The 18,764-nt window shown below is 72.5% G+C and carries 18 protein-coding genes and 1 pseudogene; 9 read left to right on the forward strand and 10 right to left on the reverse strand.

From position 1 onward, the window contains the following. Positions 1-5 precede the first annotated feature (5 nt). On the forward strand, positions 6-1,709 hold the full coding sequence (locus tag ACWCPY_RS13450; protein ID WP_451264428.1) for an acyl-CoA dehydrogenase family protein: 1,704 nt from the start codon (positions 6-8) through the stop codon (positions 1,707-1,709). A gap of 80 nt (positions 1,710-1,789) precedes the next feature. Beyond that, positions 1,790-2,641 (forward strand): SCO6745 family protein, encoded by an 852-nt coding sequence (locus ACWCPY_RS13455; RefSeq protein ID WP_451264429.1) that lies wholly within the window; start codon positions 1,790-1,792, stop codon positions 2,639-2,641. Between the two features lie 15 nt (positions 2,642-2,656). Here ACWCPY_RS13455 and ACWCPY_RS13460 read toward each other — a convergent pair whose 3' ends face one another. The 8 genes and pseudogenes from ACWCPY_RS13460 to ACWCPY_RS13495 form a co-directional block, all read right to left on the reverse strand. Continuing rightward, positions 2,657-3,289 (reverse strand): DUF6629 family protein, encoded by a 633-nt coding sequence (locus tag ACWCPY_RS13460; RefSeq protein WP_451264430.1) that lies wholly within the window; start codon positions 3,287-3,289, stop codon positions 2,657-2,659. 90 nt (positions 3,290-3,379) lie between these two features. Further along, positions 3,380-4,039: an SRPBCC family protein gene (locus ACWCPY_RS13465; protein ID WP_451264431.1), complete on the reverse strand. Its 660-nt coding sequence runs from the start codon at positions 4,037-4,039 to the stop codon at positions 3,380-3,382. Positions 4,040-4,101: 62 nt separating this feature from the next. After that, on the reverse strand, positions 4,102-5,214 hold the full coding sequence (locus ACWCPY_RS13470; RefSeq protein WP_451264432.1) for an XdhC family protein: 1,113 nt from the start codon (positions 5,212-5,214) through the stop codon (positions 4,102-4,104). Beyond that, positions 5,207-5,758 carry a VWA domain-containing protein gene (locus tag ACWCPY_RS13475; protein WP_451264433.1) on the reverse strand — a complete coding sequence of 184 codons (552 nt, stop codon included), beginning with the start codon at positions 5,756-5,758 and terminating at the stop codon, positions 5,207-5,209. The genes ACWCPY_RS13470 and ACWCPY_RS13475 overlap by 8 nt, the downstream gene beginning before the upstream one ends. A gap of 3 nt (positions 5,759-5,761) precedes the next feature. Continuing rightward, positions 5,762-6,088 (reverse strand): hypothetical protein, encoded by a 327-nt coding sequence (locus ACWCPY_RS13480; protein WP_451264434.1) that lies wholly within the window; start codon positions 6,086-6,088, stop codon positions 5,762-5,764. A gap of 11 nt (positions 6,089-6,099) precedes the next feature. Then, positions 6,100-6,474 (reverse strand): annotated as a pseudogene (locus tag ACWCPY_RS13485) (xanthine dehydrogenase family protein molybdopterin-binding subunit); the annotation flags it as partial. Beyond that, positions 6,471-7,034 (reverse strand): (2Fe-2S)-binding protein, encoded by a 564-nt coding sequence (locus ACWCPY_RS13490; RefSeq protein ID WP_451264435.1) that lies wholly within the window; start codon positions 7,032-7,034, stop codon positions 6,471-6,473. The pseudogene ACWCPY_RS13485 and the gene ACWCPY_RS13490, both read right to left, overlap by 4 nt. Positions 7,035-7,049: 15 nt before the next feature. Further along, positions 7,050-7,349 carry a DUF1876 domain-containing protein gene (locus tag ACWCPY_RS13495; protein WP_451264436.1) on the reverse strand — a complete coding sequence of 100 codons (300 nt, stop codon included), beginning with the start codon at positions 7,347-7,349 and terminating at the stop codon, positions 7,050-7,052. 267 nt (positions 7,350-7,616) lie between these two features. Here ACWCPY_RS13495 and ACWCPY_RS13500 point away from each other — a divergent pair, with 267 nt between their 5' ends. The 3 genes from ACWCPY_RS13500 (at position 7,617) to ACWCPY_RS13510 (ending at position 11,483) form a co-directional block, all read left to right on the forward strand. Further along, positions 7,617-8,447: a PP2C family protein-serine/threonine phosphatase gene (locus ACWCPY_RS13500; RefSeq protein ID WP_451264437.1), complete on the forward strand. Its 831-nt coding sequence runs from the start codon at positions 7,617-7,619 to the stop codon at positions 8,445-8,447. A 66-nt stretch (positions 8,448-8,513) separates the two neighbouring features. Further along, positions 8,514-9,509 carry an MASE1 domain-containing protein gene (locus tag ACWCPY_RS13505; RefSeq protein WP_451264438.1) on the forward strand — a complete coding sequence of 332 codons (996 nt, stop codon included), beginning with the start codon at positions 8,514-8,516 and terminating at the stop codon, positions 9,507-9,509. Positions 9,510-9,971: 462 nt separating this feature from the next. Continuing rightward, positions 9,972-11,483 carry a sugar transferase gene (locus tag ACWCPY_RS13510; protein ID WP_451264439.1) on the forward strand — a complete coding sequence of 504 codons (1,512 nt, stop codon included), beginning with the start codon at positions 9,972-9,974 and terminating at the stop codon, positions 11,481-11,483. A gap of 82 nt (positions 11,484-11,565) precedes the next feature. Here the strand turns inward: ACWCPY_RS13510 and ACWCPY_RS13515 are convergent, their stop codons facing one another. Further along, complete coding sequence (locus ACWCPY_RS13515; RefSeq protein ID WP_451264440.1) at positions 11,566-12,549, reverse strand: GDP-L-fucose synthase family protein; 984 nt, start codon at positions 12,547-12,549, stop codon at positions 11,566-11,568. Between the two features lie 129 nt (positions 12,550-12,678). On the opposite strand from ACWCPY_RS13515, the gene gmd reads away from it, so the two are divergent. The 4 genes from gmd to ACWCPY_RS13535 all read left to right on the forward strand — a co-directional run bounded on the left by gmd (position 12,679) and on the right by ACWCPY_RS13535 (position 17,567). Beyond that, on the forward strand, positions 12,679-13,692 hold the full coding sequence (gmd, locus tag ACWCPY_RS13520; protein ID WP_451264441.1) for a GDP-mannose 4,6-dehydratase: 1,014 nt from the start codon (positions 12,679-12,681) through the stop codon (positions 13,690-13,692). 103 nt (positions 13,693-13,795) lie between these two features. Next, complete coding sequence (locus ACWCPY_RS13525; RefSeq protein ID WP_451264442.1) at positions 13,796-16,051, forward strand: LamG-like jellyroll fold domain-containing protein; 2,256 nt, start codon at positions 13,796-13,798, stop codon at positions 16,049-16,051. Continuing rightward, on the forward strand, positions 16,048-16,743 hold the full coding sequence (locus ACWCPY_RS13530) for a hypothetical protein (protein WP_451264443.1): 696 nt from the start codon (positions 16,048-16,050) through the stop codon (positions 16,741-16,743). The genes ACWCPY_RS13525 and ACWCPY_RS13530 overlap by 4 nt, the downstream gene beginning before the upstream one ends. Continuing rightward, positions 16,740-17,567 (forward strand): glycosyltransferase family 2 protein, encoded by an 828-nt coding sequence (locus ACWCPY_RS13535; RefSeq protein WP_451264444.1) that lies wholly within the window; start codon positions 16,740-16,742, stop codon positions 17,565-17,567. Before ACWCPY_RS13530 ends, ACWCPY_RS13535 begins: the two co-directional genes overlap by 4 nt. Here the strand turns inward: ACWCPY_RS13535 and ACWCPY_RS13540 are convergent. Continuing rightward, positions 17,539-18,729, reverse strand: coding sequence for a glycosyltransferase (locus tag ACWCPY_RS13540; protein ID WP_451264445.1), 1,191 nt, complete (start codon positions 18,727-18,729; stop codon positions 17,539-17,541). The two genes, ACWCPY_RS13535 and ACWCPY_RS13540, sit on opposite strands and share 29 nt — an antisense overlap. Positions 18,730-18,764: the final 35 nt, after the last annotated feature.

The following is an 18,764-nucleotide window of genomic DNA, read 5'->3' on the forward strand; positions in this document are numbered from 1 at the left end:
CCACCATGACCGTCGCTCAGCACCCGACCGACCTGCCGCCCGGGGCCCCCGCACCGCACCCCACCCACGAGGTGACCAACCAGGCACCGCCCCGGAAGGACCTCGACGAGTACGGCACCAACCTCCCGCTCGCCGAGGCCGTCCGTACCTTCGGCGCGGCCTGGCACGAACCTGAGCTGCACGAGATCGGCACCCTGGTCGGCTCCGGGCGCTTCCAGACCGCCACCGAGCTCGCCCACACCTCGCCGCCCGCCCTGCGCACCCACGACCGGTACGGCAACCGCGTCGACGAGATCGACTTCCACCCCGCGTACCACGAGATCATCGGCGCGGCCGTGAGCCATGGCGCGCACACCGCGGGCTGGGCCGACCCGAAGCCCGGGGCGGCGGTGGCGCGGGCCGCTTCGTTCATGCTCTTCACCCAGATCGAACCCGGCCACGGCTGCCCGATGTCCATGTCGCACGCCGTGGTCCCGGTGCTGCAGCGCGATCCGGAGGTGGGCCGGGACTGGCTGCCGGGACTGCTCAGCCGCTCGTACGACCCCCGCCTGATCGCCCCGGCCGAGAAGTCCGGTCTCACCTTCGGCATGGGGATGACGGAGAAGCAGGGCGGCTCCGACGTACGCGCCAACACCACGCGGGCCGTCCCGCTGGCCTCCGACCCCGAGGGCCGGGCGCATCTGCTGACCGGCCACAAGTGGTTCTTCTCCGCCCCGCAGTCGGACGCCTTCCTGGTGCTGGCCCAGGCCGGGGCCGGGCTCACCTGTTTCCTCGTACCGCGGGTTCTGGCCGACGGCACCCGCAACTCCGTCCGCATCCAGCGGCTGAAGAACAAGCTCGGCAACAAGTCGAACGCCTCCTCCGAGGTGGAGTTCGACGGCACGTGGGCGGTACGGGTCGGCGAGCCCGGCCGGGGTGTCCCGACCATCATCGAGATGGTCGACCACACCCGGCTCGACTGTGTGCTCGGCACCACCGCCGGCATGCGCCAGTCGGTGTCGGAGGCGATCTGGCACGCACGGCACCGCAGCGCCTTCGGTGCCCGGCTGGCCGATCAGCCGGCCATGACGGCGGTCCTCGCCGACCTCGCGCTGGAGACGGAGGCCGCGACCTGGACCTCGCTGCGGCTGGCCCATGCCTACGAGAGCGGCAGCGGCGAGTCCGGGGAGATGTTCCGCCGGCTGGCCACCGCGGTGGCCAAGTACTGGATCTGCAAGCGCGGCCCGCACCACGCCTACGAGGCGCTGGAGTGCCTGGGCGGCAACGGCTACACCGAGGACTGGCCACTCGCCCGGCGCTACCGCGAGCAGCCGGTGATGGCGGTGTGGGAGGGGTCCGGCAACGTCATCGCCCTCGATGTGCTGCGCGGCATCGGAAAGACACCGCAGTCGCTGGACGCCTTCTGGGCCGAGCTGGAGACCACGGCCGGCGCCAGCCCCGTACTGGACGCACACATCCGCCGGGTGCGCCGGGAACTCGCCGAGGACCTGCGCGACCCGCTCACGGCGCAGACCCGGGCCCGGGCCTCGGTCGAAGGCATGGCGCTGGCCCTGCAGGCCTCGCTGATGCTCCGTCACGCCCCCGCGGCCTCGGCCGAGGCGTTCGTGGCCGCACGGCTCGGCGAGGCACGCGGTCACCAGTACGGCGTCCTGCCGCGCGGCACCGACGCGACGGCGATCGTGGAGCGGCACTTCGGCACCGGCGGCTGAGCCGTGCGGGCGGGCCCGGGTCGCGCGGCGGCCCGGGCCCGCCCGTCGCCGTGGGCCGGGGAGCGGGTTAGGTTGGCCCCATGGAGTCGAGACCCCGCACGCTCTGGCTGCGCACCGAACCCCTCCACGCAGTGATCTACTTCGACGAGGAGTGCCGGGGCATCGGGAAGTCCGTCGGCCTCAAGGGCTTCTGGATGGGGTACTTCGTCACCCGTACGGCCCCGATGGGACGCATCGGGCCCGAGGCCGCCACCGCCGTGCTGGGGGTCTTCGCACCGGGCATGGTGGCCCGCACACTGCCCGACGCGTGGCGGCTCGTCACCCCCGAGAAGCTGATCGACCTGCGCGCCCGGCTCGCCGCCCGTGCGCTGCGCCGCCTGGTTCCCGGAGTCGACTCCCTCGCCGGCCGGCTCAATCCGCCGCTCGCCGCGATGGTGGCGGACGCCTCGCCGCTCGCCCGTCCGCTGTTCAGCGCGAACCGTGCGCTGTGCGACCGCACCGATCCGGTGGAGAACCTCTGGCAACTCACCACCGCGCTGCGGGAGTTCCGGGGCGACGCACATGTCGCGGCCCTCGCCGACCACGGACTCGACGCGCCCGAGGCGCTCGTCCTCGCCGCCGCCACTGACCGCGTCCCGCGCGAGGGCATCCGGCTCGACCGCGGCTGGACCGAGGCGGAGTGGGCGGACGCCGAGGAGCGGCTCCGCTCGCGGGGCCTGATCGACGCGGAGTCGGGCATCACTCCACGCGGCAACCGGGAACGGGAGCTCGTCGAGGACACCACCGACCGGCTGGCGGCCCGGCTGCTGCGTCCCCTCGCCGAGAGCGCGGCGGACGAACTGCTCGCCGCCCTGGAGCTGCCGGCCCGGCAGGTGCTGGGGGCAGAGCTGCTGCCGTTCCCCAACCCGATCGGCCTGCCCCGGCAGGTCTAGGGCCTCCCGTCCGGATCATGCCGGGCTCGCGGGGCCGGTCGCAGGGCCGGAGCGGGTCCGGCACAGCAGGATCACCGAGCACACCGCGGCGAAGGCGCACCAGGTCGAGACGAATTCCAGACGCCACAGTGCCGCACAGACGACGGCCCCGACGGCGGCCAGCACCCCGAGCGCTCTCAGCAGCCGGTCCCCGGACAGGAGCAGGGCGCCGACCGTGGCCAGGAGATACCCGGCGACCAGCGGTCCGGAGCGGGGGACGTCGAGCGCGTAGCCGAGGGTGTGGCCCCGGATCTCGGCGGTCACCGGTCGGGTCGCCAGGCAGTACGCGAGCAGGGCGGCGGTCGCGACTCCGGCCGTGAGGGGGACGAGCAGGCGGCGCCGGGCGCGGGGCGGGGCGGCGCACAGCACGCCGAGCGGGATCCACAACGGCAGCAGCGGCAGGGCGATGACCGCCCAGGCGAGGACAGCGGGGCCGGTGCCGCCACCCGAGCGCCAGATCTGGGACTCGATGATCTGGTGGGCGCCGAGCAGCAGCGGCAGCGCCGCGAGCGGAAGATCACGCACCCGGCGCGTCCGGGCGACGCACACCACCCCCATGGCGGCGATGCCCGTGCCGGCGGCGAGGTCGGCGTTCGCACTCCAGCACATGGTGTCCCCCGTGACATGGTGTCGCCACGCCCCGGACCGGCAGCGCGGAAGCGGTGGCTTCCGTACGCAACGCTACGGCTCCGGCGACGGTCACCGGGCATGACACGTGCGGCACGCTCCGCCGCAGCGACAGCAGCGCCGGGCGAGCAGCGCTCCCAGCACGGCGAGTGCGGTCACGGCCGCCGCCGCTGCGACGCGCCTGCCCACCGTTCCGCCCGCCGTGCGCAGCAGGCCGATCGGCTCGGCCCCGCCGGTCGGCGCGGTGTCCGCCGTGCCGGCGGCGGGCTGCGCCGGTGCGGACGGTTCCGCGGCCGGGAGTTGCTGCGCGAGACAGTCCGCGAACCGGCCGACGAGTCCGTCGCTCACGTCGCTGATGACGCCGCGGCCGAACTGGGCGGGCCGTCCGGTGACGGTGAGGTCGGTGGTCACCGAGACGGTCGTCCCGCCGTCGCCGCCGGTCAGCACGGCGGCCACCGTCGCGCTCGCCGTGCCCTGGCCCCGGACCTCGTCGCCCCGGGCGGACAGGACCATGCGGTGGGCGGCGTCGTCCTTCTCCAGGAAGGTCGCCGTGCCCCGGTACGTCACGGCGATCGGGCCCACCCGCACCTTCACGGAGCCCTTGACGGTGTCGCCGTCGAACTCCTCCACGGTCGCGCCCGGCATGCACTGCGAGACGTGTTCGATGTCGAGCAGTGCCCGCCAGGCCTCGTCGACCGGGACCGGCACGGTGAATGAGTTCCGCAGCTGCATGGTCCGCTCCTCTCGCTCATCACAGCGGTCACGGGGACCGCGGGGTCATGGGGCCCGCTCGGTCATCCGGATCCCGGCCGCGGGCGGTGGATCGCCCCGGCCGTGTCCGTGAGCGGGCTGCCCGTGCCGCCCCAGCGCAGGGCCACGATCTCCGCGGCGATGGAGACGGCCACCTCCTCCGGGGTGCGCGCCCCGATGTCGAGGCCGATGGGGGATCGCAGCCGGGCCAGTTCGGCTTCGCGCAGACCCGTCCCGCGCAGCCGGGCCATGCGGTCCTCGTGGGTCCGGCGGCTGCCCATCACACCGATGTACGCGGCCGGGGTGCGCAGCGCCACCTCCAGCAGCGGGACGTCGAACTTGGGGTCGTGGGTGAGTACGCACAGCACGGTCCGCCCGTCGGTCTCCGTGTCGCGCAGATAGCGGTGCGGCCAGTCGACGACGACCTCCGCGCCGTCGGGGAAGCGGCGGGGGTCGGCGAAGGCGGGGCGGGCGTCGCAGACGGTGACCCGGTATCCGAGGAACGCGCCGATCCGGGCCACCGCCGCCGCGAAGTCGATCGCGCCGAAGACCAGCATCCTGGGCGGCGGGGCGAACGACTGGAGGAACACGGCGACGTCGTCCTCGCGCCGTTCGCCGTTCGCGCCGTAGTGCCGCAACCCCGTTGCTCCCTGGGCGAGTTCACCGCGTGCGTCGGCGGTCACCGCGGCGTCGAGGCCGCTCGCGCCCAGTGACCCCGCAACGGCTTCCGGCCGGACCGCGAGAGCGGCGCCGCGCGGGGCGGGTCCGTCGGTCACGGTGGCGACCACCACCGGACGGTGCCCGGCGACCGCGGCGGCGACCTCGCCGAAGGCGGGATCGTCCGCCGCCGTCACCGGGCGCACCAGGAGGGTGATCTCGCCGCCGCAGGTGAGTCCCACGGCGAAGGCGTCCTCGTCGCTGTATCCGAAGGTCTCCAGCCGGGCCCGGCCGCTCTCCACGACCTCCTTGGCCAGTTCGAAGACCGCGGCCTCGACGCAGCCGCCGGAGACGCTGCCCACGACCTCGTCGTCCGGGCCCACCGCCATCGCCGCGCCGGGGCCGCGCGGCGCGCTGCGGCTGACCGCGACGACGGTGGCGAGCCCGAACGGCTCGCCGGCGGCGTACCAGCGGCCGAGGACCGGCAGGATCTCACGCATCGAAGGCCTCCCCCCGCACCCCTGCGACCGGCCGCTCCGGGGCCGCCGGGCCGTGCCCCTCGACGAACGCGTCCCCGTGCGCAGGTGCCGCCGCCACGCCCGCCGCGAGCGGCGCGTGACCGGGCCGCGTCTCACGGGGGTTGGTCCGGGCCACGCGGTGCGCCGACCGGCGCATCCGGGCGGCGAGCGGTGCGGGGTCCGTGCGCTCCCAGCCGTAGGAGAGGACGACCACCACCGCTCCCCGTGCGCAGAAGCGCTGCCCCCGCCGGCCGGGGAAGGCGCGCGGCATCCCGCCGAGCCGGGTGCCACCGCTGCGGTCGGGTACGACCGCGGCGAGGGCCGGGGCGAATGCGGTCCGGCCCACGCCCGTGTCGCCCTCGCAGAGGAGCGGCCGGCGCGGCCGCGGTGCCAGGAAGCAGGCGATGGCGAGCCCTTCGTCGACGAGGTGGCCCGTTCTCTTCGGGCGGGCGCGCAGCCCGGCCGGTCCGTCGTACGGCCCGGCCGTTCCGTGCGTCGTGACCGTTCCGGCCACCGGTCCGGTCACCGCTCACTCCGTCCCGGCCGCGGCCGGCACCGCGCGCCGGGTCAGCACCCGGGCGAGCTGTGCGCGGCACTCGGGTGTAGCGGAGAGATCCGTGGCGGGGCGGGTGCCCTGCGCCGCCGCTCCGGCGGCGTGCGCCACCGCGTCCGGGCCGGCCTCCGCACCGGTGAGGGCTTCCTCGGTCGCGCGGGCGCGCAGAGGTGTGGTGCCCATGTCGGTCAGGCCGATGCGGGCCTCGGCGATGTGGCCGTCGTCGCGCCGTACGAGCGCCGCGACTCCGACGATCGCCCGGCCCTGGGCGACACCGCCGTGGATCTGGCTCTGGACGATCATCGGGTTGATCACCTTCCCGATGTCGTCGACGCAGCGACGGGTTCTCCGGCGTACCGCACCTCGTCGACGGCGACGGCCGGGTGGTCGGGCATGACGATGTCCTCGGTCACCGGCCACACGCACGGCACGGGGCCCGGTTCACCGGCCAGGTCACGGCCGGTGAAGGCGGCGATCGCCCCCGGCCGTTCCAGCGCGGGTGACACGTCCACGCGGTCGATCCGGGCGTGGACCATGGGGCTGCGCAGGATCGCCAGGTGCGGCGGGCCCGGCACGGAGATGTTGTCGGTCCAGGCGGTGCGGCCGGTGACGAGCCGGGCGTCCTCCTTGCGGGTCCGGGAGCGGCCGGCCTCGGGGCGCGGCTTCTCGGTGGCGGCCGGGCCGGTCATGTCCGTGCCTCCTGCCGGGCGGTGTCCGGCGGGGCCGCGGGCCGCTGCCCGGCCGCCCGGGCGGTGTCCGCGGGCGGGGGCGCGGGGGCCCTGCGGCGGCGCTCCTCGGCGGCTGCCGCCAGGACGGCGCGCACGATGTTCTGGTAGCCGGTGCAGCGGCAGAGGTTGCCCTCCAGCCCGTGGCGGATCTCCTCGGGCGTGGGGTCGGGGTTCTCCCTGAGCAGGTCCCGGGCGGCCATGATCATGCCGGGCGTGCAGTAGCCGCACTGCAGCGCGTACTGCTCGTGGAAATCGGTCCGCAGCGGTGTCCACTCGCCGTCGCGGGCGAGGCCCTGGACGGTCGTCACCTCACCGCCGCCGGTCTGGACGGCCAGTACGGAGCAGCTCTTGACGCTTTCGCCGTCGAGCTCGACGGCGCAGGCCCCGCAGTTGCCGGTGTCGCAGCCGACGGGAGTACCCGTGAGGCCCGGCCGGTCGCTGAGGTGGTGGACCAGCAGCAGCCGGGGCTCGGTCTCGTCCTCGTACCGTGTGCCGTCCACCGTCATCGATATACGGGTCACAGCCGCTCCCGGGGATCAGGCCGTGGTGTCGGACCATGCGTAGGGCGGGGCCACGGGGCCGCTCGCCGGTCCGGCACCGACGGTCTCGAGTTCCTCGTCGGCGGCCTTCATCAGCTGTGCGGCGACATCCTTCATGGCGCGGCTCGCCGCGAGTTCGTCGCCGATCACGGGTACGTCCACGTCCTGCGGGTTGCAACGGGCGACCCCGTGTCCGGTGAGCTTCGCGGTGCCGGTGTCCAGCACCGCCTCCGCCCTGGTCGTCCCGTCGTCCTCGGTCAGACCGAGGCGGAGTTCCCACTCCAGCGTGCGGGTCATCGCGCACCTCCTGCGACCGCGTCCGGTCGCGATGCGCCGCCTCGACGCGGTCCTGTCACCAGGATCCACCCGCCCGCGCGGGTTCGCGCGCTTCGGCTCGTCCTGCGGGGATCACACCGCCGAAATAGGATGCGGGATGTCGAATTCCACCGAAGGCGGGCGACGCCCGGCCGTCGCACCGGGATCCGGTCCGTCGGCACCCCGGCAGGCGCCGCCGCGGCAGGCCCCGCGGTGCGCCGCGCGGACGAACGCAGTGCGGAGCGGCCCATGAACCGGCGTCGTCCTCCCCGTTCGGCGAGCGCCGAGGAGCTGCTCACCACCCTGCAGCAGCTCACCTCCCGGGCCCGCCGCCAGGTGGAGCTCCATCAGGCGCGGGTGGAACTGGCCGAGGTGCTCCAGCGCGAGATGCTCCCCGCGACGCTGCCCGCCCGCCCCGGGCTCCAGACGGCCGCCCGGTACACACCGGCCCGCAGCGGTCTCGACATCGGCGGCGACTGGTACGACGGATTCGTGCTGCCGGACGGTGCGCTGGCCTTCGCCATCGGGGACGTACAGGGCCATGACGTCGAGGCAGCCGCGTTCATGGGCCAGGTCCGCATCGCCATGCGGGCGATCGCCGCGACCGCCACGGACCCCGGCGAGGTCGTGGGTCGTACCAACGACCTGCTGGTCTCGGCGGGCTCGGGCCTCTTCGCCACCTGTACGTTCGTCCGCCTCGACCCGGAGTCCCGGGAGCTGCACAGCGCCCGTGCCGGGCATGTCGCCGCGGTGTGGGCCACGGCCGACGGGCGTGCCGGAGTGACCAGCGACGAGGGCGGGCTGCCCCTGGGGATCCAGGCGGGCGAGGCGTATCCGGTCACCCGGCGGCAGCTCACGGCCCCGGGGGCGTTCGTGCTGGTCACGGACGGGGTGGTGGAGGGGCCCTCCTTCCCGATCGACCGGGGTCTGGACGCGGTGACCCGGCTGGTGCGCGCCCGGGTCGGCGCCGACGCCGACGAGCTGGCCGACGCGGTACTCCGGGCGGCGGAGCAGACCGGGCACCAGGACGACGCCGCCGTCCTCGTGGTGCGCCACGGGCCCGCCACCGGCCGTTCCTGATCCGCCGGGCAGGTCCCGAGCGTGTCAAACAGCCGCCACCCGTCCGGGCGGTGTCTGATGAGATGTGTGATCCGCAGCGAGAGAACCAGACGTACGGCCGTGGCCGTACTGCGTGTCCTGGCCGTCGCCGCTGCCTACTACGCGGCGGGAGGGCTCGGTCTCATCCGGGAGGTGTCCGTCCACGGTGCGGTCGTCACACCGCTCTGGCCACCGACGGGCATCGCGCTCGGCGCCCTGATCTACCTGGGCCCGGTCGCCTGGCCCGGCATCGCGCTGGGCTCCCTTCTCGTCGTCGCCACGCTCAGTGGCTCGGTCACGCCCTCCACCTTCGCCGTCGTGGCGGGCAACACCGCGGCCCCCGTCTGCGCGTACCTCATACTCCGCAGGGCCGGGTTCCGCAGCCGGCTGGACCGGCTGCGCGACGGGGTCCTGCTGGTCTTCCTCGGTGCTCTGGCAGGGATGTCCATCAGCGCGACCGTGGGCACGGGCATGCTGCTGCTGGACGGCAAACTGCCCCTGAGCGGGTTCTGGCCGGTCTGGGCCGCGTGGTGGTCGGGGGACGCGATGGGGGTACTCGTGGTCACTCCTCTGCTGCTGGTGCTGCGCAGGCTGCGGCTGCCGCGGGCCACCGACCGGTGGATCGAGGCGGGCACGCTGCTGATCGCTTCCGTCCTGATCTCGCTGGTGGCCACGCGGAGCTCTCTGGCGATGATCTACCTGGCGTTCCCACTGCTCATCTGGGCGGCGCTGCGCTTCCAGCTGGCGGGGAGCGCGCCCTGTGCCTTTTTGCTCTCGGTCCTGGCCGCGGTCGCGGGAACGCAGGGCGTGGGGCCGTTCGAGGGCCAGAGCATCCTGCATGTGATGGTCCACCTCGCCGTGTTCAACGGCTGTGTGGCTCTGACCGCGCTGCTGCTCGCGGCGGTCGTGACCGAGCAGAGCAACATCCGGGAGAGGATCGAGCGCGCCTGCGAGGAACTGGCCGACGTGGTGGACCATCTGGCGCCCGGCAGGGCGGCCGCCGCGTGGCCGTCCCGGCCCGAGGACGAACTCGACAACCCCTGAGCCCCACACGTCCCACCGTCATCACCGCTCAGCGGCTCTCCGCGTCGGCGGATCACACCGAAAAGATCCGGCCACCGGCCGTCACCATTCGTCCGCTCACTCGTTTGTTGGCCGGGGAAGGTCTCCCGACAGCACGTCGTCGCGGATGAACCTGGTGGACGGGCCGAGCAGTTGCCGGCGTACATGTCCGCACACAACCCGATTCAGGTGCATTCCAAATGCCAACACTTACCCACAGACCCAGAGATCCGGCGCGGAACGGGACGAGATCCGAGCCAGTGTGCATGTCTGAACTTCACGAGAACTCCAGCGAAATGGCACGTGTGTGGATATCGTGCACCGAGCGAGGGCGCATCCGTCAGGCCATGAGATCGGCGGATGCGCCCCGTTTGTGACGATGCAACTGTGACTGGGGGGTTCATGGGGCATGTCGAGCTACCCGATTCGGACAGATCAGCGCTCGTGGGACTGGCGGGGGCGCCACGACCACGGTCTGTCGCGAACCGGCCTCGCGGCAACGAACTCGACGAGCTGTGGAGGGCGCCGAGTGCACAGCGCGAACGTGGTGGACCGGCCACCGGGAAGAGAAGGCCGGCCCGGTGCATACCGGTCGTCGTCGGGGCCGAACTCCTCGGCCTCGGGGCGCCGGCCTGGTTCCTGCTCCGCGCCGACGGGCAGTCCCGCACCTCGGTGACCGCGGCGGTCGTCCTGGCCGCGCTGATGTGGTCCGGCCTGCGGGCCATGCGCGGCCGGTACTCGGACCGGCATCCGGGCGGACCGCCGGGGGCGCTGAGCACGACCGCCGACTGGCTGCTGCTCATAGGGGTGCTCGCCGTGCTGTCCACCGTGACCGGCGATCCGACCGGTCCCGCGACGGCGGTCGTGGCCCTGCTGCCCGGCCTGCCTGCGGGGATCGCGGCGCAGGCACTGCGGCGGCTGCCGTGGCCGGGGCGCCGGCGGCGGACGGCCCGGCGGGTGCTGGTGGTCGGCGAGGCTCCCGGAGTGGAGCGCGCCGTGCGGCTGCTCGCGTCCCGTACGGACCATCCGTACGCGGTCGTGGCCGCGGTCCCGGTGGGGACGGTGCCCTTGGATTGCGGGATTCCGGTGCCGGGCCGGCTCGCGCCGGCGCCCGCCGACGACGATGCGTCGACCGTGCTGGGCGGGGCCTTCGCCCAGCACGCGGACCTGGCGCTGGTGGTTCCCGGGCCGCGGCTCTCCGGGGAGCGGCTGCGCCGGCTCTCCTGGGGGCTGCACGACGGCGGGCTCCCGCTGTCCGTGCTGTCGGAGCTCTCGGGCATCGCGGCCGGCCGGGTGCGGCCCACCGCCGCGGCCGGGCTCACCCTGCTCCATATCGCGCCACCGCTGCGCCGGGGGCCGCAGCCGGCCCTGAAGGCCGTCGTGGACCGGGCCGGAGCCGCCCTCGGCCTGCTGACCCTGGCGCCCCTGCTGGTCCTGATCGGGGCGGCGGTACGGCTCGGCTCGGACGGGCCGGTGTTCCACCGCCAGACCCGCCACGGGAAGCACAACCGGCCATTCACGATGTGGAAGTTCCGCACCATGGTGGCCGACGCCGAGAGCCGTCGGGAACGGCTCGTCGCCGCGAACGAGGCCGACGGCCCGATGTTCAAGATGCGCCGCGATCCCCGGGTCACGGGAATCGGCCGGCTGCTGCGCCGGACCTCCCTCGACGAGCTCCCGCAACTCCTCAATGTGCTCCGTGGCGAGATGTCACTGGTCGGTCCACGCCCTCCGCTGCCGGAGGAGGTGTCCCGCTACGACGAACGCGAGCTGCGGCGGCTCGCGGTGAAGCCGGGACTGACCGGCCTGTGGCAGGTCAGCGGCCGCTCGGACCTGTCCTGGCAGGAGACGGTCTCGCTGGATCTGTGGTACGTCGACAACTGGTCGGTGGCCACGGACATGGGACTCATGGCCCGTACGCTGCGCGCCGTCACCGACGGCCGCGGGGCCTACTGAGAGCGGCGGCCCATCGATGGGAAGGGTGCCGAGGCCCACGCCGCGCGTGTCCGGGCCGTTCCGGTCGGTCCTTCGGGCCCATTCAGAGCTGTGCGGTCCGCTGTTCCAGCCACCAGGCGTAGGTCTCGGCGATCCCGTCACGCAGCGCGATCCGCGGTGCGAAACCGAGCGCGGTGAGCCGGGAGACGTCGAGCAGCTTGCGCGGGGTGCCGTCGGGCTTCGTCGTGTCCCATTCGACGTGACCCTGAAATTCCGTCACATCCCTCACGGTCTCGGCGAGTTCACTGATCGTCAGGTCCGCTCCGCAGCCGATGTTGACCGGATCGTCACCGTCGTAGCGCTCCAGCAGCAGAAGGCACGCGGCGGCCAGGTCGTCGACGTGCAGGAATTCCCGGCGCGGGCTCCCCGAACCCCACAGCGTCACCGCCGACGAGCCGTCCCGGCGCGCCTCGTGGAAGCGGCGGATCAATGCGGGCAGGACGTGCGAGGTCTCCAGGTCGAAGTTGTCGCCCGGACCGTAGAGGTTGGTGGGCATGGCGCTGATGTACGAGGCGCCGTACTGCCGTCGGTAGGATCGGGTCTGCACGATTCCGGCGATCTTGGCCAGCGCGTAGGCCTCGTTGGTCGGCTCCAACGCGCCGGTGAGCAGGGCACTTTCGGGGATCGGCTGCGGGGCGAGCCGGGGGTAGATGCAGGACGAGCCGAGGAAGAGCAGCCGCTCGACCCCGGCCTCGTGCGCGCCGGCGACGACACTCAGCTGGATGCGCAGATTGTCCTCGAGGAACTGCACCGGGTAGGTGCTGTTGGCCATGATCCCGCCGACCTTGGCGGCGGCCAGCACCACGGCGTCCGGACGGGCCCCGCGGAGAAACGCCCCGGTCCGCTCCGCGTCGCGCAGATCGAGGTGTGCGCGATCGCGGGTGATCACCTCGTGCCCCTCGGCGGCGAGGCGGCGCACCAGCGCCGAGCCGACCAGGCCGCGGTGGCCCGCGACGAAGACGCGGGCACCGGATCGCAGGAGGGGGCGGACGGATTCCTGGGGCGGGCCGGGGAGATCAGTCGTCATGGGCCGGATTCTGCCAGCACCCGCAGCCCGTGGTGATGTTTTACCGCAAACAGCTCAATTCAGATATTTCGGCGAGGAGTATTCGGTGCGGAACAACAGCCACTCAGATGACCGGAGAAGGGGGGAGTCGTGGCGAAGACCGCGCTCATTACCGGCGTGACCGGACAGGACGGTTCCTATCTGTCCGAGCTGCTGCTCGACAAGGGGTACACGGTCCATGGACTGATACGCCGCTCGTCGAGCTTCAACACCGAACGCATAGACCACATCTACCAGGGGCCCGAGGAGGAGAACCGTTCGTTTCTGCTGCACCATGCCGACCTCGCCGACGGTGTCGCGCTGGTGAATCTGCTGCGCGACATCCGGCCGGACGAGGTCTACAACCTGGGCGCGCAGTCGCATGTCCGCGTCTCGTTCGACGCCCCGCTGTACACGGGTGACGTCACCGGGCTCGGCACCATCCGGCTGCTGGAGGCGGTCCGCGCGAGCGGGATCGACACCCGGGTCTATCAGGCCTCGTCGTCCGAGATGTTCGGCGCCAACCCGCCGCCGCAGAACGAACGGACCCCGTTCCATCCGCGGAGCCCCTACAGCGTCGCCAAGGTCTACTCGTACTGGTCCACCGTCAACTACCGTGAGGCGTACGGCATGTTCGCGGTCAACGGGATCCTCTTCAACCACGAGTCCCCGCGCCGCGGCGAGACCTTCGTGACCCGGAAGATCACCCGCGGGGTGGCCAGGATCAAGGCGGGCCTGCAGACCCATCTCCACCTGGGCAACCTCGATGCCGTACGCGACTGGGGGTACGCCCCCGAGTACGTCGAGGCGATGTGGCGGATGCTCCAGTGCGACGACCCGGACGACTACGTGGTCGCCACCGGCGAGGGCGTCAGCGTCCGGCAGTTCCTGGAGTACGCCTTCGCACACGCGGGCCTGGACTGGCGCGAGCACGTCCGCTACGACGCCAAGTACGAACGCCCCAGCGAGGTCGACGCGTTGATCGGGGACGCCACCAAGGCCGAGGAACTGCTCGGCTGGAAACCGGTCGTGAGGTCGCGGGAGCTCGCCGGAATCATGGTCGAGGCGGACATCCGCCAGCTGTCCGACCAACTCGCCGGTGCGGCCGTACGGGTGGACCGATGACAACGCCCGGCACCAACACGACAGCCGGCTCCACCGCACTCCCGGTGGAGCCGTGCGCCGCGACCGGCCGGCCGCGGCTCGTTCTCACCTTCGGAGCTGAATGATGAAACCGACCACGGGGCGCGGACGCCCCGGGCACGGCCGGGTCCGCGCCGCTGCCGCCGCGCTCTGCCTGCTCGCCGGAGCGCTGACCGCCGCCGCGTCCGGGGGCTCCCCGGCCGAGGCCCTCACCCCGCCGGTCTCCCTGACCGCGGACGACCTCACCACCTGGCAGACCAACGGAATCGTCTGGTCGATGGCCGGTGCGGACTCGGGTGTCGTCTACACCGGCGGAACCTTCTCCACCGTCCGGCCGCCGGACGCGGCACCCGGCACCTCGGAACGGCCCGCGGTGAACTTCGCCGCCTTCGACGCCGCGACCGGTGAGCCGACCGACTGCAGTCTGTCGTTCACGCTCTCCTCCGGCACCGCGACCGTACGGGCCCTGGTTCTCTCGCCGGACCAGAAGACCCTTTACGCGGGCGGCCAGTTCGGCTCGGTGAACGGCGTCGGGGTGAGCAACATCGCCGCGATCGACACCGCCACCTGCACCCCGCGCCAGGACTTCAAGGTCGCCGTCTCCGCGACGGTGCGGGCCCTGGCCGTCACCGCCGACACCGTCTATCTGGGCGGTGACTTCAACTCGGTGGCCGGACAGACCAGGAAGAAGTTCGCCGCGGTGACCACGGGCGCCGCCCTGAAGCCGTGGAAGGCCGACGCCGATGAGGTGGGCCGGGCCGTCGAGCTGACGCCCGACGGCAAGCACGTACTGCTCGGCGGCAATTTCTTCACCGTCAACGGCGCCACGTCGCATGCCCTGGCGGTGGTGGACGCCACGACCGGGGCCGTGACCAAGAGCTACCCGGCCGGTTTCATTCCCGACACGTCCACGGTGCAGGACCTGACCACGGACGCCACCGGCTTCTACACCGCCAACGAGGGCACCGGAGGAGGTGTCTTCGACGGCCGGATCGCGCTGAACCTGAGCACCTTCGAACAGCGCTGGCGGGACACCTGCCTCGGTGCCACCCAGGCGGTGCTCGTGCACAAGGGCGTGCTGTACAGCGGGAGTCACGCCCATGACTGCGCCACCATGGGCGAGTTCCCGAACCAGCCGCGCAAGCATCTGCTGGCCCAGTCCGTCGACGATCCGAAGCTGCTGCCCTGGTTCCCGGACACCAACGACGGGATCGGGGAGCCGGTGGGGCCGCGGGTGATGGCCCAGACCGACAAGGGCGGCCACCACTACCTGTGGGTGGGCGGAGAGTTCACCACCGTCAACGGCGCCGCCCAGCAGGGTCTGACCCGGTTCGCCGACGGCCCCGACACCGGGGCTCCATGGGTGCCCAATGTCAGCCTCTCGACCGTCGCCGCGGGCAAGGTGGAGGTCAACTGGCAGGCGAGCTTCGACACCGACGACGGCGACCTCACCTACCGGATCTACCGGGACGGCGCGAGCACCCCGGTGTACACCACGACGGCTCGCTCCATGTTCTGGGACCGGCCGCAGCTGAGGTGGACCGACACGGACGTGGCCGCGGGCGAGACCCACTCGTACCGGATCAGCGCGAGCGACGGCACCAACACCAGTGCCAAGTCGACCGCCGTCTCCGCGACCGTGGCATCCGCGGCCGAGAAGTATCCCGCCAAGGTGCTCGCGGACGGTGCCTCGCTCTACTGGCGGTACGACGACCCCTCGACCTTCGCGGGCGACACCGGCGGCGGGCGGGACAACGGCTTCGCGCGCAACTCCCCCACCCGGCTGCTGACCCCCGCCGCCGTCGCGGGTCCCTCGACCGCGATCGGGCTCAACGGCACGAACCAGTACGTCTACAGCAACAAGCGCCATCCGCAGCCGACCAAGTTCTCGGTGGAGACCTGGATCAGGACGACGACGACCAAGGGCGGGAAGATCATCGGCTTCGGCAGTCTGACCATGCAGAACAGCACCCAGTACGACAAGCACGTGTACATGCGCGACGACGGCCGGCTCGTCTTCGGGGTGAAGAGCGGCAGCGCCCGGACCATCACCACACCCACCGCCTACAACAACGGCGCCTGGCACCACGTCGTCGCCACGCAGGGCACCGGTGGCATGGCACTGTACGTCGACGGGAAGCTCAGTGCCTCGACCACCCTGTACACCGGCAACGAGAAGTACGACGGCTACTGGCGGGTGGGCGGGGACAATCTGAACGGCTGGCCCAGCAGGCCGACGAGCGACTTCTTCGCCGGGCAGATCGACGAGACCGCCGTCTACCCGACCGCGCTGAGCAGCACGCAGGTCAGTGCCCACTACGCGCTGAGGACAGCTGGATGAGGCATCCGTTCCGGGCCGGTGCCGCCGCCGTCGCACTGACGGCGGCACTGGCCGCCTGCGGCTCGTCCTCCGGCGGGGACACGGGGACGAGCGGCGCCGGACCGTCGGCGGTGCGGGCCCCGCTCACCGCCCCGTCGACCGGGCCCGGCACCGCCGCGCCCGGTGACTCCCCGGCGCCGCGCACGAGCGAGCCGCCGAAGCTTCCCTCCGATGAACTCACCCCGGCCACGGGCTCGTTCACCCGGAAGCAGAAGGAGTATCTGGTCGACCGGGTGCCCCGGGGGATGGACCCGGCGGCCGTGCTCCAGACCGGTCAGGAGACCTGCGACCGGCTGCGGTTCCTGGTGAAGGCCGACCGGGACGTGGCGGTCGGCGCGATCGTGACCGGTGAGATCGCCGATGCCGAACCGGCCGTCGAGCACCTCTGCACCCAGCACCGGGACCTGCTGCGGGAGGCCGCCCTGGGGTACGCGGACGGCACGTACGAGGGCGAGCGGCTCCGGCCCGGCCGCTACCGCGACGTGTCCCCCACCGGGAACTGCACCTGGCGGATCACCGGGGCCGACGGCAGGTCCCTGGCCTCCGGCTCCGCCTCCGCCGGGAAGCGGGCCTCGGTCACCGTCCCCCGGGAGGCCCGCGCCTTCACCTCCACAGGCTGCTACGCCTGGCTGCCCGAAGGAGACCGTGGATGAGCAGGCTGCCGATAGCCGTGGTGATCCCCACGAAGAACGAGGGACTCAACATCGCCGAGGCGGTGAAGTCGGTGCTCGGACATTTCGAGGCGGTCGTCGTGGTCGACTCGCACAGCACGGACGACACGGCGAAGATCGCCGAGGAATGCGGGGCCGAGGTGGTCACGTACACCTGGGACGGCGGCCATCCGCGCAAGAAGCAGTGGTGTCTGGACCATGTCCGCACGGATCTGGACTGGATCCTGCTGCTCGACGGGGACGAGCGGATCGGTCCCGGCCTGCTGGCCGAGTTGCGGCATATCTTCGCCGACCCCGGCGCGCCGAAGCCCGCCGCGTACGACATCCCGCTCGGCTACTGGTTCTCCGGGAAGCGGCTGCGGCACGGGTACACCATCCGCAAGCGGTCGCTGACCGACCGGACCCGCTGCCGGTATCCGGAGGTGGGGGATCTCGACGCGCCGGGAATCGGTGAGGTCGAGGGCCACTACCAGCCGGTCGCCGAGTCGGTCCGGTCGCTCCGCAATCCGATCGAGCACCAGGATCTCGACCCGGTCACCGCCTGGTTCGAGCGGCACAACCGCTACTCGGACTGGGAGGCGTGGCTGGAGCACCATCCCGAGGTCAAGGAGCAGGTGCGCAGGGTGAAGTCGCGCCAGGGGCAGCTGTTCCACAAGGCGCCGTTCAAGCCGCTGGTGTCGTTCGCGTACATGTACGTGTACCGGCGGGGGTTCCTCGACGGGCGGGCGGGGTTCGACTTCGCGCTGGCGATGAGCTTCTACCGCTGGCAGATCGCGCTCAAGTCCCGTGAGGGGAAGACGGCGTGAGCCCGTGGGCTCTCCGGCGGACCACGTCCTCGTAGGTCCGCCGGAGGGCCGCGGTCACGGCGTCGATGGTGAAGTCCTCGTTGACCAGGTCCCAAGCCTTTCTGCCCGCAATGGAGTTGGCCTCGGGGTCGAGGAGGTCCAGGACGGCGGCGGCGATCTTGTGTGCGTTCCTCCCTTCCTCGCCGACCCGGCTGTCGATGACCCGGCCCGCGCCCGCGCGCGCCACGTCGGGGCCCAGTCCGCAGGTGCGGGTGATGACCACGGGGGTGCCGACCGACATCGCTTCGAGGACGGACACGCCCAGGGGTTCCTCGATCGACGGCAGTACGTACACATCGGCCCGCCGCCCCGCCGCCAGGACCTCCTCGTGGCCGAGCGGGCCGACATGGTCGAGCGACCCCATCACCCCCAATTCGCGGGCGAGTCCGAGGGTCGCGGGCAGTGCGCCGGTGTCGGGGCCGGCCAGCACGAAGCGGGCGTCCGGGTGCTCGGCCAGGACCGCGGGCATCGCGGCGACGAAGTCCTGCGGGCGCTTGCGCTCCTGGATCCGGGCGAGGAAGAGGACCGTCGGCGGCCGCCCCGGCTCACGGGCGGGCTTGATCTCCTGCGGGCGTACGCCGTTGACGAGCCGTACGGTGCGGGTCAGCGGTACCGGTGCGGCGACCGCGTTCACATCGAGGCGCTCGGTCTCGGTGAGGTGCAGTACGGCGTCGGCGCCGCGCAGCACCCTGCGTACCCCCAGCAGGTCGGTCAGCCGGGCGACCCGGTTCTCGGTGGGGTCCACCATGCCGTGGGTCTGGAGGACCAGAGGTGTGCCGGAGGCCAGCGCGAGCAGCGCGGCGGGCAGTGTCACCAGGTCGCGCATCAGATGGACGTGGACGATGTCGGCTCCGCGCATCATGCGGCGCGCGGCGAGCAGGAGCGCTCCGGAGGTGATCCCGCTGACCTCGAACGCCGGGAGCAGGTGGCGGGCCCGGAAGAGATGGGCCGGAACTCCCTCGACCCGGCGCGGGAGGGGGCCCTCGAATCCGTCGCCGAGCGCCATGATCCGGGCGTCGTCGCCGGCGGCCCGCTGGACCTTCGACAGGTTGAGCGCCACCCTGGTCGGGCCGCCGAACGCATGGTCCGGGGTGTGCAGTGTGACGACGTGCAGGATCTTCACCAGGGCTCCCCTCGACCTCGGCCGGTCTCTTGCAG

The sequence above is a fragment of the Streptomyces sp. NPDC002403 genome (genome assembly GCF_053593015.1).

Coding starts and splice junctions, on each gene's coding strand:
- ACWCPY_RS13450 (WP_451264428.1), top strand. CDS start 6: ATGACCGTCGCTCAGCACCCGACCGACCTGCCGCCCGGGGCCCCCGCA.
- ACWCPY_RS13455 (WP_451264429.1), top strand. CDS start 1,790: ATGGAGTCGAGACCCCGCACGCTCTGGCTGCGCACCGAACCCCTCCAC.
- ACWCPY_RS13460 (WP_451264430.1), bottom strand. CDS start 3,289: ATGTGCTGGAGTGCGAACGCCGACCTCGCCGCCGGCACGGGCATCGCC.
- ACWCPY_RS13465 (WP_451264431.1), bottom strand. CDS start 4,039: ATGCAGCTGCGGAACTCATTCACCGTGCCGGTCCCGGTCGACGAGGCC.
- ACWCPY_RS13470 (WP_451264432.1), bottom strand. CDS start 5,214: ATGCGTGAGATCCTGCCGGTCCTCGGCCGCTGGTACGCCGCCGGCGAG.
- ACWCPY_RS13480 (WP_451264434.1), bottom strand. CDS start 6,088: ATGATCGTCCAGAGCCAGATCCACGGCGGTGTCGCCCAGGGCCGGGCG.
- ACWCPY_RS13495 (WP_451264436.1), bottom strand. CDS start 7,349: ATGACCCGCACGCTGGAGTGGGAACTCCGCCTCGGTCTGACCGAGGAC.
- ACWCPY_RS13500 (WP_451264437.1), top strand. CDS start 7,617: ATGAACCGGCGTCGTCCTCCCCGTTCGGCGAGCGCCGAGGAGCTGCTC.
- ACWCPY_RS13515 (WP_451264440.1), bottom strand. CDS start 12,549: ATGACGACTGATCTCCCCGGCCCGCCCCAGGAATCCGTCCGCCCCCTC.
- ACWCPY_RS13525 (WP_451264442.1), top strand. CDS start 13,796: ATGAAACCGACCACGGGGCGCGGACGCCCCGGGCACGGCCGGGTCCGC.
- ACWCPY_RS13530 (WP_451264443.1), top strand. CDS start 16,048: ATGAGGCATCCGTTCCGGGCCGGTGCCGCCGCCGTCGCACTGACGGCG.
- ACWCPY_RS13535 (WP_451264444.1), top strand. CDS start 16,740: ATGAGCAGGCTGCCGATAGCCGTGGTGATCCCCACGAAGAACGAGGGA.